Raw genomic sequence first — 15,022 nt, forward strand, 5'->3', positions numbered from 1 at the left:
CCCTTATTCAACGCTCCGGCAATGAATAAGGGGGATTTCTCAATTCCTTCCGCATCTATGTAATACTCGTAGCACCTGCTCGTTCTGAGAATAATAATGGACATAAAACAATTAAAATATTTGATCGCCCTGGATCAAACCCGTCACTTTGGTAAGGCGGCAGCGCAATGCAATATCACTCAGCCGACGCTTTCCATGCGTATTCGCAGCCTGGAAGAGGAGCTCGGCCTGGTGTTGATCGTCCGTGGGCAACGCTTTGAGGGCTTTACGCCAGAGGGAGAACGGATCCTGGCCTGGGCGTGCGCGCTGCTTGCCGCACACGATGGGCTTCAGGCGGAGGCTGCCCTGTGCAAAGGGCAAGTAGTGGGTGAACTGCGTCTTGGCATGGTTCCGCTGGCGAGCGTTGACCCGATGATCTTTATTCGCCAGCTGACGCAAAAATACCCCGAACTGAAATTTAGCCTGTACTCCATGTCGTCAGAACAAATCGCCGAAGGGGTAAACAGTAATCAGCTGGAACTGGGGATTTGCTATCTGAATAATATTAACACCAGCGTTTTTAATGTTATTAAGCTGCCGAAAACCAAAATGGGCTTACTGCATGACTCCCGCCATTTCCGGATGGATAAGACAACGCTCACCTGGCAGGATCTGGTGAATTTCCCGCTGGGGTTCCTGAGCAAAGGGATGCACTATCGCGACCATATGGACGTCAGTTTTAAATCCGCCGGGATCACCCCGGACTATGTGTTTGAGAGCGACTCAACCTTTCAGATAATCCAGGCGGTAGAAAGCGGCATCTGCTGTGCCGTCATGCCGCTGAATAACGGGCTTGAGAACTTAAACAGCCACTTTTTGATTACCCCGATAACCGACTCAAACATCGACGCCCCTATTGGCCTGATTATGCGCAAACAGGAGCCGGTGTCATCTCTGGCACTGCGCTGCTTTACCGACGCTCAGGATATTTATACGGTGGAAAATGAGAGTTACGAATAGCGGGGCGCGGGTGAGCATTACGGCCCCGGTGCGTGAATATCCACCAGCAACAGTGTGCCGACACTCCCCGCAGGGACATGGTGCGTTACGCCACGCGGCACAACGACATACTCTCCGGCAGACAAAGTGAACACGTTTTCTGCCACCACCAGCGGCAATTCACCCTCCAGTACCAGCAGCCATTCATCGAAATCGTCATGCACTTCCGGGGGGATCCCCTCTCCGCCCATCCTGATAACTTTAATGCTGGCATCGCCAACCAGCCCCAGAATGCGCGACTGCCAGAACTGCGGCAGCTCTTCTGCCACACTAAAAATGGAACTCTTTTTCATCGGAACACTTCGGCCAGGACGTGATAAGTTAGTTGTACATCACCGTTTGATGTTCACAAATAACAATAGATCAAATGATTATCACGATTCTGGCTTAATGCACTGGTACAGGAAATACTGATGTTGATGAAAACAAAGGCCTCACACAGAGATGAGGCAGGCGCGGAGTTTCGCGCAGGGATCACCGCCTGTTTGCCCACGATCCCCGGTTACTGGAGTATTGGTTTTGCCGCTGGGGCTATCGGCACCCTTTCCGGGTTTACCACCCTGCAAACCGCACTGCTGGCAAGCGTGTTATATACCGGCTCGGCGCAATTTCTGTTCTACTCACTATGGGCGGCCGGGGCAGAAGTGGCCTCGGTGGTGTTCAGCGTCTTCCTGGTGAATTTGCGCTACCTGCTGATGAGCTCCGCCATGAGCGTCTTCTTTCGCGAACACAGCACCCTGCAAAAACTGGTAAGCGGCCTGCTACTGACCGATGAGACCTTCGGCGTTGCCGTGCAGCGCGGCAGCCAGCACAGTACCGTTCCGTTTGCCTGGATGCTTGGGCTTAACGTCGCCGCCTGGCTTAACTGGATCCTCGCCTGCGTGGTCGGCGCGTGGCTGGCCTCTGCCCTTCCGCCATCGCTGATGGAAGGCCTGAGCTTTAGCCTGGTATCGATGTTTATTGGTCTGGTGCTGATGCTGTGGTTTGCCAGCCACCGAAAAGCGCTGGAAACATTCAGTATCGCCGCCGCGGTGGTGATTACGCTGCTGACCGCCCGCCAGATGGATATCAGCCTGGTGGTGATTATCGCGGCATCGGTATCGGCCACGCTTGCCACCCTGGGATTGCGATTCTTCAGTCAGGGAGGGAAATAAGATGGAACGCAATATTCTGCTCGCGATTTTCATCTCTGCGCTGGTTACCGCACTGATGCGCACCGTGCCTATTCTGCTGCTTTCCCGTTTTCGCCTTGCACCAGCGTTGCAGCAGTGGCTGAGTTTTATTCCTGCCGCCATTATGGCCGCCATTATTACCGCCGAGCTGCTGGGCAAACCAGCACTGACACCGTCCGGGGTCAGCATTTCGCTGCTGGCGGCGGCGGTTGCTGCATTAGCGGGGATAGTGACGCGCAGCCTTTTCGCGACGGTGCTTGCGGGAATGGTGGCATTTTCAGGTCTGAGCTATTTTTTGATGTGATGTTCCCCTCTCCTCCTGGAGGAGAGGGCGTTGCTGGTGCCCGCATTATTAATCCAAATACCTGCAATACAAATGCAAATATCATATTTGCGCCCTGTTCATCGCCTCTGTAATTTGTGTTTGATATAAACGAAATAATTTCAGGGCGCTATTGTTTCATATGATCAGACTCGAAAACATAAACAAAACGTACCCTGGTAGTACGCACGCCGCGATCGGCAAATTAAATATCACGATCAATGAAGGTGAATTCTGCACATTCGTTGGCCCCAGCGGTTGCGGGAAAACCACCCTGTTACGTATGATTAATCAACTAGATATCCCGGATGCCGGTTCGGTTTATATTCAGGGTATTAAAATAGCCGATGCCGATATTATTCAGGTGCGACGAAAAATCGGTTTCGTGATGCAAAGTGCAGCCTTATTCCCGCACCGGACCGTTGCCCAGAATATCGCAACCGTTCCGCGTCTTCTTGGCTGGAATAAAAAACATATTCAGGCGCGTATTGATGAGCTGGTGGAGGTCATGTCCCTCGACCCGAGCCTGCTTGCGCGCTACCCCCACCAGCTTTCAGGCGGGCAGCAAGGGCGGGTGGCGATTGCCCGTGCGCTGGCGGCCGATCCGCCTATTCTGTTAATGGACGAGCCCTTTGCGGCCATCGACCCGGTCGTGCGGGAAAAGCTCCAGGACGAGCTGTTGCAGCTCCAGCAGCGCCTGCACAAAACTATCGTGCTCGTCACCCATGACATCAATGAAGCCATTCGCCTCGGCGATAAAATCGCCATCTTTCAGGAAGGTGGCGTTCTGGCTCAGTTTGATACGCCCGATCATATTCTCGCCCAGCCTGCCAGTGAGTTCGTGGCGCGATTCATCGGGCCTGAGCCCAACTTAAAACGCCTCGCCAGGCTTCAGGTTGGGCAGCTTCCACGCCACGATGTTCCCCTGGTGGACGAGGCGCTAACGCCAATTTCCAGCCAGCATCCGGTGGTTGCCAGCCCGCTGCGCCTGGTGCTCGATAAACAGCTGCGCCCGTTGTACTGGCTCGACCCTGAGCGGCGCACCACCCTGCCCGTTTCGCTCACCCTGAAGGCGCTTCACTCCCTGCGCTTCGCCTACAGCGCGCTTCTGGATACGCCGGGCGGCGTACTGGTGCACGTCAACGGAGACGGTCAGTATCAGGGCAGTATTTCCCACGGGCTGCTCCAGCGCGTGCTGGACGGACATGTGGATGTGCGCCGCTATGATTGACTGGCAGTGGATTGTGGATAATCAGGGCCCGATTGCCGCCCTGCTCTGGCAGCACACGCTGCTGGTGGCCGTATCGCTCTTTTTCGGCACGGCGCTCACGGGGGTGTTGATTGGCCTGACACTACGCTGGCCCGCATCAGCTCCGGCACTGCTTGGTCTGTGCGGGGTGCTGTTTACCATTCCTTCACTGGCGCTGTTTATTCTGCTGATCCCGTTTACCGGTCTGTCGCTCACCACATCAGTGATCGGCTTAACGCTCTATTCGCTGCTGATCCTGCTGCGCAACGTGGTCGCCGGAATCGAAAAACTGCCGTTCGACGTACTGGAATCCGCCCGCGCGCTGGGCTACACCCGCTGGCACCGTTTTGTTGACGTTGAACTGCACCTGATTATTCCGTCTTTGTTTGCCGGGCTGCGTATTGCCTCGGTCACGCTGGTGGGGCTGGTTACGGTCACGGCGCTGATTGGTCAGGGCGGGCTTGGGCAACTGCTGCTGTCGGGCTTTAACCAGGATTTCCTGACGCCGATTGTAGTCAGCGTGGTGCTGAGCCTGGTCCTGTCGTTTCTTTTTGACTCTCTGATAGCGCGCGTGGGCTATTGGGTTACGCCGTGGGCACGATAATGGACATCTTAACCGCAACCTGGCACTGGCTAATTCAGCCAGAACACTGGCTCAGCGATACGGGGATCCTGCTGCGCTTGCGCGAGCATCTCTGGTATGTGCTGGTGAGCATGGTCATCGCTTCGGCCATTGCGTTACCTCTGGGCGTGGCGCTGGGCTACTGGCGCAAAGGGGCTTTTCTGGTCATCAACCTGTTTAACATTGGCCGGGCGATCCCGTCCCTGGGCCTGATTTTACTGTGTATTATTCTTTTTGGTTTCAACGATGTGCCGGTGTTTGTTGCGCTGATCGCGTTGTCTGTCCCGCCGATCCTGACCAATACCTGGGTGGGGATCTATCACGCCGACCGTACCCTGTGCGATGCCGCCACCGCGCTTGGCATGACGCCCATACAGAGCCTGTGGCAGCTGCGCATTCCGCTGGCGATGCCGCTGATCTTCGCCGGGGTTCGCACCGCACTGTTGCAGCTAATCGCCACGGCGGTAGTCGCCGCCTATGCCGGGCTGGGCGGGCTGGGCCGCTTCCTGATTGATGGTCTGGGTCAGCGCGATATCCCGCAGGTCATTTCCGGCTCCCTCGTGGTAACACTGCTGGCGCTTGCCTGCGAGGGGATATTTTCACTTATCAACAACATGTTATTTCAGTCACAGGCCGCACCCGCAATAACGGAATCATGATAAAAACCACCTGCAAATAAAAGAGGCATTATGAAGCAATCATTATGGCACGCGTTTAACCGCCGTGGATTTAAATTATCCCTTCTGGCGGCAGGATTATTCAGCTTAAGTTTTACTACTCTGGCGGAAACCGTCACCATTGGCGGAGCGAATTTTACCGAAAGCTCCATTCTTGCCAATATTTACGCCAGCGCATTAAAGAAAAATAATATCGATGTTAAAACGCGGCTTAATCTGGGTAACCGCGAAATTATTATTCCGGCGCTGAAAAGCGGTGAAATAGATATTGTCCCGGAATATCTCGGCGCACTGCTGAATTATTATGACGGGAAAACGCTGGCAACCACCCAGAGCGACGTCAGTGCCGGGCTGGCAAAAGTGCTGCCAGCAGAATTCACGCTGCTCACTCCCTCTTCCGCCAGCTCGGTCACGGCCTGGGCCGTCCGCGCCGAAACCGCCAAAAAATACGGGTTAACCAAACTCTCCGATCTGACGCCTGTGGCACACGAGCTGGTGATCGGCGGCCCGCCGGAGTTTCCGGTTCGCGCCCTCGGCCTGCCGGGCCTGAAGCGCGTCTACGGCCTGGAGTTTAAAGAGGTGAAATCCCTCGACATGGGCGGGCCGTTGTCCCGCCTGGCGCTGAACTCCGGCAAAATTGATGTGGCAACGGTGGTCTCCACTCAGGGCTCACTCGCCAAAGAGGACTGGGTAGTCCTGGAAGATGATAAACACGAACAGCCAAGCCAGAACGTTGTCCCGCTGGTACGCAAAGCGGCGCTGACGCCAAAAATCGACGGCATCCTCAACCAGGTGTCTCACAAGCTGGATAACACCGCTCTGGTCGAGCTGAACAAACAGGTTGACCTCCAGCACAAAGATCCTGCTGCCGTGGCAGAACAATGGGTCAACACCAACCTGTAACGTTTTTAATTATTCAATGGCCAGGGATCGGCCACAACCTGACACAGGCCCCACAATGTCGCACAACTCCATGATCCTGAATCTGTTCTTTTTCAATCCCCAGGGTGATTACCGGTTCTCATGGCGTCACCCGGACGCCCCCGAACACGAGGTTTTCACCCTCAGCTACTACACCGCCCTTGCCCGCAAGGCCGAAGCCGCCACGCTTGATGCCCTGTTCATTGCCGACCATACCGGGATCTGGGACAGCGGCCTTGCCCATTACGCCAATGCCCGGCTTGAACCGCTGACGCTACTCTCGGCGCTGGCCGCCGTGACGGACAATATTGGCCTGATGGCAACGGCTTCAACCTCTTATACCGAGCCCTATAATCTGGCGCGCTATTTCGCCTCGCTCGATTTCCTGAGCAACGGGCGCGCAAGCTGGAATATAGTGACCTCCTGGCTGGAAGAGGAAGCCGCCAATTTCGGGCTGGATCAGATCCCGCAGCACGGTAATCGTTACCAGCGCGCCGGGGAGTTTATCGATGTGGTCACCCGTCTGTGGGACTCATGGGAAGATGGCGCGCTCCTGTTTGATAAACCGCACGGCCTGTTTGCCGATGCCGACAAAGTGCATCATCTTAACCATCGCGGGGATTTCTTTAAGGTGCGCGGCCCGCTTAACGTGCCACGTCCGCCACAGGGGCATCCGGTACTCGTGCAGGCAGGCTCTTCCGAAGCCGGTAAGCAGCTTGCGGCCAGCAGGGCGGATATGCACTTTGTGTTTATCAAATCCATCGAACAGGGAAAAGCCTACCGCGAAGAGATGAATCAGCGCCTGAACGCGCTCGGACGTTCACCTGAAGACTTTAAAATCATCGCCGGGGTGCTGCCGGTGGTGGTGAATTCCGAAGCTGAAAAAGCCGAGCGTCAGCAGCTTAACGCCGGGCTGATGAACGATCGAATGGCTATCGATCTGCTGTCGGCCTATCTGAAGCTGGATCTGAGCCCGTATCCGCACGATGAACCGCTGCCGCCGCTGCCGGACGAAGCAAACTTCGACGGTATTCGCACCACGCTGCAACTCATCCGGGATTACGACCCCGCCCTGACCATTCTGGAGCTGGGCCGCCTGTTGCTGCAAAGCTCCGACAGCTGGCTGGTGATTGGCACTGCGCAGGAGGTTGCCGATACGCTGGCGGAAATCTATCTTTCCGGGGCCGCAGACGGCTTTAACCTGATGTTCCCGCTGCTGCCGGGGGATTTTGATCGCTTCACGGAACAGGTTGTCCCTGTTCTGAAAGCCAAAGGCGTAATGAAAACCGACTATGCGCCGGGCACCCTGCGTGAAAAACTGGGCCTTCCACTGGCCAAAAACCACTTTGCCTGAAGGGCTACAGCCGGGCTATCCCGGCTGTTTGCGCCGCCTTACGCCAGTCCAGTAACCGCGAATAAGGCTGGCGCGTCACTTCGCTAAACCCGCCAATCAGCAGCGCGGTACAAATTTCCCGGTATTCCGGCGCACTGACCAGCGTATGAAGCGCCTCGCGCAGCAAAGCAAGCGTATCGGGAGAGGTTCCACCTGCGGTGATGAGCGGCAATCCTGGTGCCAGCGGGCTTTGGTCGATGATCGCCAGCCCCTCCAGTAACGCGGGTTCATGGTGTTGTAATAGCGCCCAGGTTACGCAGTCGATAGCCGCGATATCCCCTTCCCCACGCTGCACATCAATCAGCGACTGACGATGGCTGCCGCTCAGGGCAACGCGCGAGAAAAAGCGCCCGTTCACCGCCAGCGGCGTCACCATCTTCATCAGCACGTTGTAGCCTGACTGTGAATCGGTGGAATTGCACACCACCGGCCGGCCACGAAAATCAGCAAAAGTTTGCTGTTTATCCTCTTCACGCACCACCAGCACGCTGCGGTAATAGATATTCTCGCAGCCCGGCGCGGTGTAGTGAAAACAGCCAACCACCTGAACATCCAAAAGCTGTGTCACCAGCGGGTAGCCGCAGGTCTGGCTCAGGATCAGTTGCGGGTTTTGCCAGTGTGCCACCAGCGACTCCTGCGGCAATACGGGCGTGAGGCTTCCCACCGGCACGCCCCGGGCAACCAGCAGCCCTTGTACCGCCAGCCACAGGGCATCGGTGTCGCGGCGGTTCACGGCGTACATCGGGAATGCCAGCGGATCACTCATGACTGTCTCCTTTATGAATGCCCGGATGCACCGTCACATCCACCGGTTTACCCCAGAAATGGCGTAACCATTCGCCGTATCCCTTCACCAGGAAACCGTGGTTGCGCTGCTGATAAGCGTCGCGATTGTGCAGGTAAACCGCCTTCAGCCCGTACCAGGGCACTCCCGGCAGATCGTGATGTACAGAATGATAGTTAAGATTCAAAAACAGGACCCGCCAGAACAGTCCGGCCTCGTTGATTACCGACCGCGCCAGCGGATCGTCCGCCGCGCGGTGCTCAAGAAAAGATCGCACTTTGGTCAGCGCCAGCGCAGGGTAACTCACCGCCAGAACAAACCACAGCGGGGAGAAGCCAAGGTGCGACATCCAGACAAAAAGCACCGCGAGTAAGGCTACGTGGATTATCCACATCAGCATGGCGGAAACCTGTAAGCGGCGAAAGGCCGACACAGCGCAGCCCAGCGTCAGCACAATATCAATTAACGGTGCCAGCAACAGCCGTCCGATGAAAGTGTTACGCAGATGAATCACCCGCTTCTGCCACGGGCGAAACCGCGCCCAGCTTTCATCGCTAAAGTAATACGACTCAGGATCGTCCACCGGCACGGTCAGGTGGTCGTTACGGTGATGCGCCAGATGGGAGTCCCGGTACAGGCCATACGGATACCAGACCGCCAGCGGCAGCATGCCGAAAAGCTGGTTCAGCCGGGGAAAACGCGTGGGATGTCCGTGGATCAACTCATGCTGTAGCGACATGTACCAGGCGGTAAACCCGATAAGCAGCAACGTGGCGGGATACAAACCCAGCACCTGCCAGTTTGCCAGGGTCGCAAACCAGCCACCATAAATGGTTATCATGAGTATCCAGGTCGGGAGTTCGCTGCGCCACAGGATGCTGGTTGAAAGCTGGTGAATATGTTCTCGTTGTTGTTGATGTAAATAGAGGGAGTTTCGTTTACCCATTCCTTCAGACGCCCTTTCCGCCATTGACTCTATGGCATGAAGATCCGGGATAACGCCTGAAATAACAAAGAACTTAAATCGCTATGCTTTGCCAGAAAAACAGGGGCAGCACCGGGATGCTGCCAGCCAGTGTTACTCTTTCACGCGCGAGCGTTTCCCTCTCGTCTCCTCGGCATTTTCGGCGGCCTGCACCAGCGAGAAGTTAAAACTCACTTCCGTATGCGGCGCGTTGATATCGCGCTCACGGGCGAGCGTGCTGTCGGTAATTTTCACCGGGTCAGCAATCAGCTCTTCACGGGTTGCAAAGGCAAAGTCATCCCACAGGTATTGATCGCCATTGAGGTTGATCTGGGTGGTCAGGTGTTTGAAGCCCGGTGCCGAGACAAAGAAATGGACGTGTGCCGGACGATTGCCGTGACGGCCAAGGCCGGTCAGCAGTTTTTGCGTTGGGCCATCCGGCGGGCAGCCATAACCGCATGGCACAATGCTGCGCACCGCGTAGCGGCCGTCCGCGCCGGTTTTAACGCGGCGGCGCAGGTTGTACTCGCTTTGTGACGGGTCGAAGAACGAGTAGCCGCCAAGCGTATTGGCGTGCCAGATATCGACAATCGCCCCCGCAACCGGCTTACCGTCAAGGTCAGTCACGCTACCGTGCAGCCACATGGTTTCGGCGTTTTCGCTGCCGTCATCCATGCGGGCGAAACCTTCGCTCAGTGGCGCATTGGCCACATACAGCGGCCCTTCGATGGTGCGTGGCGTGCCCACGTCAGTACCGGCAGCGGCCTCTTTTTCATCGGCGCGCATATCCAGATAGTGCTCAAGGCCTAAGCCTGCCGCCAGCAGCGCCGCCTCTTTGCGCTCGCCCAGTTCGTTCAGGTAGTTCACCGCCACCCAGAACTCTTCGTCGGTGATGTCGAATTTTTTAATAGTCTGGCACAGGTCGCTCAGGAGCTGGTGCATGATGTTCTTAAAACGATCGTTTCCGCCGTCGGCGTTCAGACCGCTGCTGATGGCGAGTAAGGTTTCCAGTTCAGACTGATATGCAGGATTTTTGGACATTGCATGTTCCTCGTTATTGTAGGGTACGGTTTTTACTATTTTTCGTTATCAATCGACGACGGATGCGCGCATAACGGCTGCACGGCGATGTCCATATACGGGTAGAGCGGTAACTCCGTTAACAGCGTGTGCAGCTCCTGATTGTCGGCAACGTCAAAGATGCTGACGTTGGCGTATTGCCCCACCACCCGCCAGATATGCAGCCATTTGCCTTCGCGCTGTAGCCGTTGCGAATAGGCTTTCTCTTTGGCTTTAATTTCATCCGCCTGCACCTTTGGCAGTGAGGCGGGAATGTTGACCGTCATTTCCACTTTAAACAGCATATAAACCCCTTACTGGCGCGCGTAATGGCGCAATTTATCGTCATCAATCTCAATACCCAGCCCTGGGCCTTTCGGTACGCTCACCTGCCCCTGGCTAAAATCGAGCGGGCGCACCACGATGTCGTCTTTTAGCAGCAGCGGGCCAAACATCTCCGTGCCCCACTGCATCCTGACCGTTGACCAGGCATGGAGTGAGGCAACGGTTCCCAGCGTGCCTTCCAGCATGGTGCCGCCATAGAGCGCCACGCCTGCCGCCTGGGCCACCTGAGCCAGCTTCAGCGCCTGCACCGGGCCACCCGCTTTGGCAATCTTCAGCGCATAAGCGCCTGTGAAGCCGCCACGCGCCAGCGCATAGCCGTCATGGCGCGTGCCCACCGCTTCGTCCGCCAGAATCGGTACCTCAAAGCGCTGGCTGAGAGTGATTAACCCCTGCGTGTCCCACTGCGGGATGGGCTGCTCCACGAGGTCGATCCCCCCGTCCTGCAACTGGCGCATTCCTTTCATTGCGGTGGTAAGATCCCAGGCCTGATTCACGTCCACCCGAATACTGACCTCATCCCCCAACGCGGCCTTAATCGCCAGCGCGTGACGCACATCTGTTGCCAGTTCGCGGGCGCCAATTTTGAGTTTGAACGCGTTGTGTCGGCCTTCCGTCAGCAGGCGTTTGCCCTCTTCAATGTCTTTGTCGGTATCACCGCTCGCCAGCGTCCAGAGCACCGGCAACCGTTCGCACAACGCGCCACCCAGCAGGGTACTGACGGGCACACCAAGGGCTTTTCCCTGCGCATCAAGGAACGCGGTTTCGAGGGCAGACTTCGCAAAAGTGTTGCCCTTCACGCTGGCGTTCATGGTTTCGGCCAGCGCCGCCGGGCCGCTGAAGCTTTTGCCGCACAGCAGCGGTGCCAGATAGGTTTCAATGGCTGATTTAATGGCCTCCGGGCTTTCGGCCCCGTAGCTCAGGCCGCCGATGGTGGTGGCTTCGCCCCAGCCCACCACACCCTGCGCACAGGTCATGCGCACGATGGTGAGCGTCTGGCAGCCCATCGTGGTCATCGACAGCTTGTGCGGACGAATGGTCGGGATATCCACCAGCCAGCAGGCGATGGATTCAATCGTGATGCTCATGTTCTGCTCCGGCAGTTAAGAAAGAGATGACATGCTGGCTGAATGCCTCAGCACAGGCGATGTTCGACAGATGCGAGGCGGGAAGCGCCAGGTAGTGCGCGTGCGGGGCTTCCACTACCAGCCATTCGGCGTCGTGCGTAGTGGTCACCGGGTCATCTTCTCCGGCAATCACCAGCATCGGGCGCTGCATGGCGGGCACCTCATCGCGCAGGTCGGCGCGGGCCAGCGCTTCACAACAGGCGGCATACCCCTCCGTGGGCGTGTGGGCCAGGGTGGACACCAGGTTTTCCATCACCGCCGGATGAGCCTGACGAAATGCTGGCGTAAACCAGCGGTCGGCAGCGCTGGCGGCCACGGGCGCCATACCCTGCTCGCGCACCAGGTTTGCGCGCTGCAACCACCCGTTTGTTTCGCCGATTCTGGCGGCGGTGTTTGCCACCACCAGACGATGAAAACGCCCCGCCGCGTGGCGGTTGAGCCACAGCCCGGTCAGGCCGCCCAGAGATAGACCGCAGAAAAAGGCGCGCTCCACGCCAAGATGGTTGAGCAGCGAAACGACATCCTGCCCAAGCGTGGCCAGGCTGAGATCATGCTGCGCTAACGGCGAACGGCCGTGCCCGCGCGTGTTGTAACGCAGCACGTGAAAATGCTGTGTCAGGGCGGGCAGCTGCGCCTGCCACATCTCCCAGGTGGTGCCCAGCGAGTTTGAGAGCACCAGTAGCGGCAGAGAGCTGTCGCCATCCAGTCGGTATTCGAGATCCATCGTCACCCTCCGTTACGCCGTGGCATCGTCAGTCTGTAACGCGAACGTCAGTGCAACGGGCGTGACAGATTGCAGATAGTCGGCAGTGATATCGCCAAACAGCTCGCGGACCATCACGCCGCTGGCGGTGATATCCATCACCGCCATGTCGCTATAAATGCGGTCAATACAGGCCATCCCGGTGAGCGGGTAAGTACAGGCTTTGACGATTTTGCAGGCGCCGTTTTTGGTCAGGTGTTCGGTCATCACAAACACTTTTTTTGCGCCAATCGCCAGATCCATCGCCCCGCCCACGGCAGGAATGGATGACGGTTCACCGGTGCTCCAGTTCGCCAGGTCGCCACGTTCGGACACCTGATACGCGCCCAGCACGCAGATATCGAGATGGCCGCCGCGCATCATGGTGAAGGAGTCGCCATGGTGGAAATAACAGCCGCCCGCCAGCAGCGTGACGGGCTGTTTTCCGGCGTTGATGAGTTCGGGGTCTTCCTCTCCCTGCGCGGGCGCAGGCCCCATGCCGAGAATGCCGTTTTCGCTGTGCAGGAATATTTCACGGTCTGGCGGAAGGTAGTTCGCAATTTGCGTAGGCATCCCGATGCCGAGGTTAACGTACGCCCCTTCCGGGATATCACGCGCAATACGCTGCGCCAGCTGCTGATGGGTTAATTTATTCACGCAGTCTCCTTAAGCGCCGCCGTAACCGACACCACGCGCTGCACAAAAATCCCCGGCGTGACAACGGCTTCGGGATCAAGCTCGCCGAGCGCGACGGTTTCACTCACCTGCGCAATGGTGCAGGCCGCCGCGGTGGCCATAATCGGGCCGAAGTTGCGCCCGGTTTTGTCAAACACCAGATTGCCCCAGCGGTCTGCCTTCAGCGCCTTGATCAGGGCAAAGTCGGCTTTCAGGGGTGTTTCGAACACATAATCTTTGCCGTCGATACGGCGAGTCTCTTTGCCCTGCGCCAGCTCCGTGCCGAAGCCGGTTGGCGTGAAAATACCCCCCAGACCCGAGCCACCCGCCTGGATCCGCGCCGCGAGGTTGCCCTGCGGCACCAGCTCAAGCTTCACTTCCCCGCGACGATAGAGGTCGTCGAACACCCAGGAGTCCACCTGGCGCGGGAAGGAGCAAATCACCTTTTTCACGCAGCCGGCTTTCAGCAGCGCCGCCAGGCCGTAGTCGCCATTGCCCGCATTATTGCTGATAAGCGTTAGCCCGCGAGGCTTACGGCGGATCAGCGCGTCCAGCAGCTCCGACGGTTGCCCCGCCGGGCCAAAGCCGCCCACCATCACCACCGCGCCATCGAACACGTCCGCCACCGCGCTGTCGATGTCCGTCATCCTTTTATCAATCATTGTTTTTCCTCTTGTTGAGACGGCAGGCTACGTAGCGCAACCCACGCCAGAAGTGCGTAGACCACCAGTAAAATGGAGACCGGCCAGGCAGCGTCGAACTCGATAAGCAGCGCCACCGCCAGCATCGGCCCTAATCCGCCGGAGAAAATCGATCCCACCTCATGCCCCAGCGCCAGCCCGGAGTAGCGCACCCGCACCGGAAAAAGATCGCTCATGATGCAGGGCTGCGTGCCGATCATCGCCCCGTGGCAGAACGGCAGGCCGAGGAACATGGCCAGCATGATCGCGCCGTAGTTCCCGGTTGAAAGCAGCCAGAAGAACGGAAAGGCCATCACCAGCAGGCCAATCACGCCGATGTAATAGACCGGTTTGAGGCCGATGCGATCCGACAACGCGCCCCAGAACAGAATGGAGAAAAACTCCACCAGCATCGCCAGGGTCACGGCGCTGATGATGTCCCCGGTGCTGATGCCGATGTGTTTGGCATACACTACGGAGAAGGTGAAAAAGATGTACGACGCACCGTTTTCCGGCAGACGCAGGGCGATGGCCTGTAGCAGCGCTTTCGGGTGTTCACGCACCAGGACCAACAGCGGTATTTTTTCGTGTTTCTCTTGCGGCTTCGCCTGGGTAAACGCCTTGCTTTCGCGGATGTTTTTACGGATATAAACCCCGACCAGAAAGATGACGATGCTCAGCAGGAACGGCACGCGCCAGCCCCAGGACATAAAGTCGGACTCCGGGAGTTTTTGCACCAGCCAGAAGGCAAACGCCGACAGCACAAACCCGCCCGAAACCCCCATCTGGCTCCACGCGGTGTAGAATCCCCGCCGCGATGCCGGTGCATTTTCGCTCAGCATCAGCACGCCACCGCCCCACTCGCCGCCCGAGGCCACGCCCTGCAAGAAGCGCAGAATAATCAGCGTCAGCGGTGCCCAGATGCCAATCTGGCTATAGACCGGCAGCAGACCAATCACAAAGGTGGTCGCCCCCATCAGCGTTAAGGTCATGATCAGCGTCATCTTACGGCTGTAGCGGTCACCCAGGTGGCCAAAGACGATGCCGCCCAGCGGACGCGCCAGAAAGCCGACCGCAAAACCGGAAAACGCCAGCAGCGTCCCCTGAAGAGGATCGCCGCCGACCGGGAAGAACAGCGGCCCAAAGACCAGCGCCGCTGCGGTGCCATAGAGGAAAAAGTCATACCACTCGAGCGCATTCCCCAGTACCGAGGCAATCACCAGCTTGCGCATCTGGCCTGCATCCTGGTTCACCC

General features: G+C 57.6%; 18 protein-coding genes. 8 read left to right on the plus strand and 10 right to left on the minus strand.

The genetic code is table 11. The features are described from left to right. Positions 1-96 precede the first annotated feature (96 nt). On the plus strand, positions 97-999 hold the full coding sequence (locus N1249_RS12815; protein ID WP_259829824.1) for a LysR family transcriptional regulator: 903 nt from the start codon (positions 97-99) through the stop codon (positions 997-999). A 17-nt stretch (positions 1,000-1,016) separates the two neighbouring features. Here N1249_RS12815 and N1249_RS12820 read toward each other — a convergent pair whose 3' ends face one another. Next, positions 1,017-1,331: a cupin domain-containing protein gene (locus N1249_RS12820; protein WP_259829826.1), complete on the minus strand. Its 315-nt coding sequence runs from the start codon at positions 1,329-1,331 to the stop codon at positions 1,017-1,019. A 120-nt stretch (positions 1,332-1,451) separates the two neighbouring features. Here N1249_RS12820 and N1249_RS12825 point away from each other — a divergent pair, with 120 nt between their 5' ends. From N1249_RS12825 to N1249_RS12855, 7 genes are all read left to right on the plus strand, one after another. After that, positions 1,452-2,192: an AzlC family ABC transporter permease gene (locus tag N1249_RS12825; protein ID WP_259829832.1), complete on the plus strand. Its 741-nt coding sequence runs from the start codon at positions 1,452-1,454 to the stop codon at positions 2,190-2,192. 1 nt (position 2,193) lies between these two features. Further along, positions 2,194-2,514 carry an AzlD domain-containing protein gene (locus N1249_RS12830; protein WP_014070589.1) on the plus strand — a complete coding sequence of 107 codons (321 nt, stop codon included), beginning with the start codon at positions 2,194-2,196 and terminating at the stop codon, positions 2,512-2,514. 160 nt (positions 2,515-2,674) lie between these two features. Continuing rightward, entirely contained in the window at positions 2,675-3,763 is a 1,089-nt protein-coding gene (locus N1249_RS12835; RefSeq protein WP_259829834.1) for an ABC transporter ATP-binding protein, read from the plus strand. Then, positions 3,756-4,385: an ABC transporter permease gene (locus N1249_RS12840; protein WP_166715711.1), complete on the plus strand. Its 630-nt coding sequence runs from the start codon at positions 3,756-3,758 to the stop codon at positions 4,383-4,385. Before N1249_RS12835 ends, N1249_RS12840 begins: the two co-directional genes overlap by 8 nt. After that, positions 4,385-5,062 carry an ABC transporter permease gene (locus N1249_RS12845; protein ID WP_259829837.1) on the plus strand — a complete coding sequence of 226 codons (678 nt, stop codon included), beginning with the start codon at positions 4,385-4,387 and terminating at the stop codon, positions 5,060-5,062. The genes N1249_RS12840 and N1249_RS12845 overlap by 1 nt, the downstream gene beginning before the upstream one ends. Before the next feature lie 30 nt (positions 5,063-5,092). Further along, positions 5,093-5,983 (plus strand): ABC transporter substrate-binding protein, encoded by an 891-nt coding sequence (locus N1249_RS12850; RefSeq protein ID WP_259829844.1) that lies wholly within the window; start codon positions 5,093-5,095, stop codon positions 5,981-5,983. Positions 5,984-6,038: 55 nt separating this feature from the next. Then, entirely contained in the window at positions 6,039-7,355 is a 1,317-nt protein-coding gene (locus N1249_RS12855; RefSeq protein WP_259829846.1) for an LLM class flavin-dependent oxidoreductase, read from the plus strand. A 4-nt stretch (positions 7,356-7,359) separates the two neighbouring features. On the opposite strand, the gene N1249_RS12860 is transcribed toward N1249_RS12855, so the two are convergent. The 9 genes from N1249_RS12860 to N1249_RS12900 all read right to left on the minus strand — a co-directional run bounded on the left by N1249_RS12860 (position 7,360) and on the right by N1249_RS12900 (position 14,999). Next, positions 7,360-8,160 carry a phosphate/phosphite/phosphonate ABC transporter substrate-binding protein gene (locus N1249_RS12860; RefSeq protein WP_259829847.1) on the minus strand — a complete coding sequence of 267 codons (801 nt, stop codon included), beginning with the start codon at positions 8,158-8,160 and terminating at the stop codon, positions 7,360-7,362. Next, positions 8,153-9,124: a fatty acid desaturase gene (locus N1249_RS12865; protein WP_259829849.1), complete on the minus strand. Its 972-nt coding sequence runs from the start codon at positions 9,122-9,124 to the stop codon at positions 8,153-8,155. Before N1249_RS12865 ends, N1249_RS12860 begins: the two co-directional genes overlap by 8 nt. Positions 9,125-9,256: 132 nt before the next feature. After that, positions 9,257-10,183, minus strand: a complete 927-nt coding sequence (gene catA / locus N1249_RS12870) for a catechol 1,2-dioxygenase (RefSeq protein WP_259829851.1) — start codon at positions 10,181-10,183, stop codon at positions 9,257-9,259. 35 nt (positions 10,184-10,218) lie between these two features. Then, positions 10,219-10,506, minus strand: a complete 288-nt coding sequence (catC, locus tag N1249_RS12875; protein ID WP_259829853.1) for a muconolactone Delta-isomerase — start codon at positions 10,504-10,506, stop codon at positions 10,219-10,221. A 9-nt stretch (positions 10,507-10,515) separates the two neighbouring features. Continuing rightward, positions 10,516-11,631, minus strand: a complete 1,116-nt coding sequence (locus tag N1249_RS12880; protein WP_259829855.1) for a muconate cycloisomerase family protein — start codon at positions 11,629-11,631, stop codon at positions 10,516-10,518. Continuing rightward, a complete protein-coding gene (pcaD, locus tag N1249_RS12885) occupies positions 11,615-12,394 on the minus strand; it encodes a 3-oxoadipate enol-lactonase (RefSeq protein WP_259829857.1) in 780 nt (259 codons plus the stop codon). Before pcaD ends, N1249_RS12880 begins: the two co-directional genes overlap by 17 nt. Positions 12,395-12,406: 12 nt before the next feature. Further along, complete coding sequence (locus N1249_RS12890; protein ID WP_259829859.1) at positions 12,407-13,069, minus strand: 3-oxoacid CoA-transferase subunit B; 663 nt, start codon at positions 13,067-13,069, stop codon at positions 12,407-12,409. Further along, complete coding sequence (locus tag N1249_RS12895; RefSeq protein ID WP_259829861.1) at positions 13,066-13,749, minus strand: 3-oxoacid CoA-transferase subunit A; 684 nt, start codon at positions 13,747-13,749, stop codon at positions 13,066-13,068. The genes N1249_RS12890 and N1249_RS12895 overlap by 4 nt, the downstream gene beginning before the upstream one ends. Beyond that, positions 13,746-14,999: an MFS transporter gene (locus N1249_RS12900; protein ID WP_409193176.1), complete on the minus strand. Its 1,254-nt coding sequence runs from the start codon at positions 14,997-14,999 to the stop codon at positions 13,746-13,748. The genes N1249_RS12895 and N1249_RS12900 overlap by 4 nt, the downstream gene beginning before the upstream one ends. Positions 15,000-15,022 lie beyond the last annotated feature (23 nt).

Origin of the sequence: Enterobacter sp. CP102 (assembly GCF_025152625.1) — a bacterium.
Taxonomy (GTDB): Bacteria; Pseudomonadota; Gammaproteobacteria; order Enterobacterales; family Enterobacteriaceae; genus Enterobacter; species Enterobacter soli.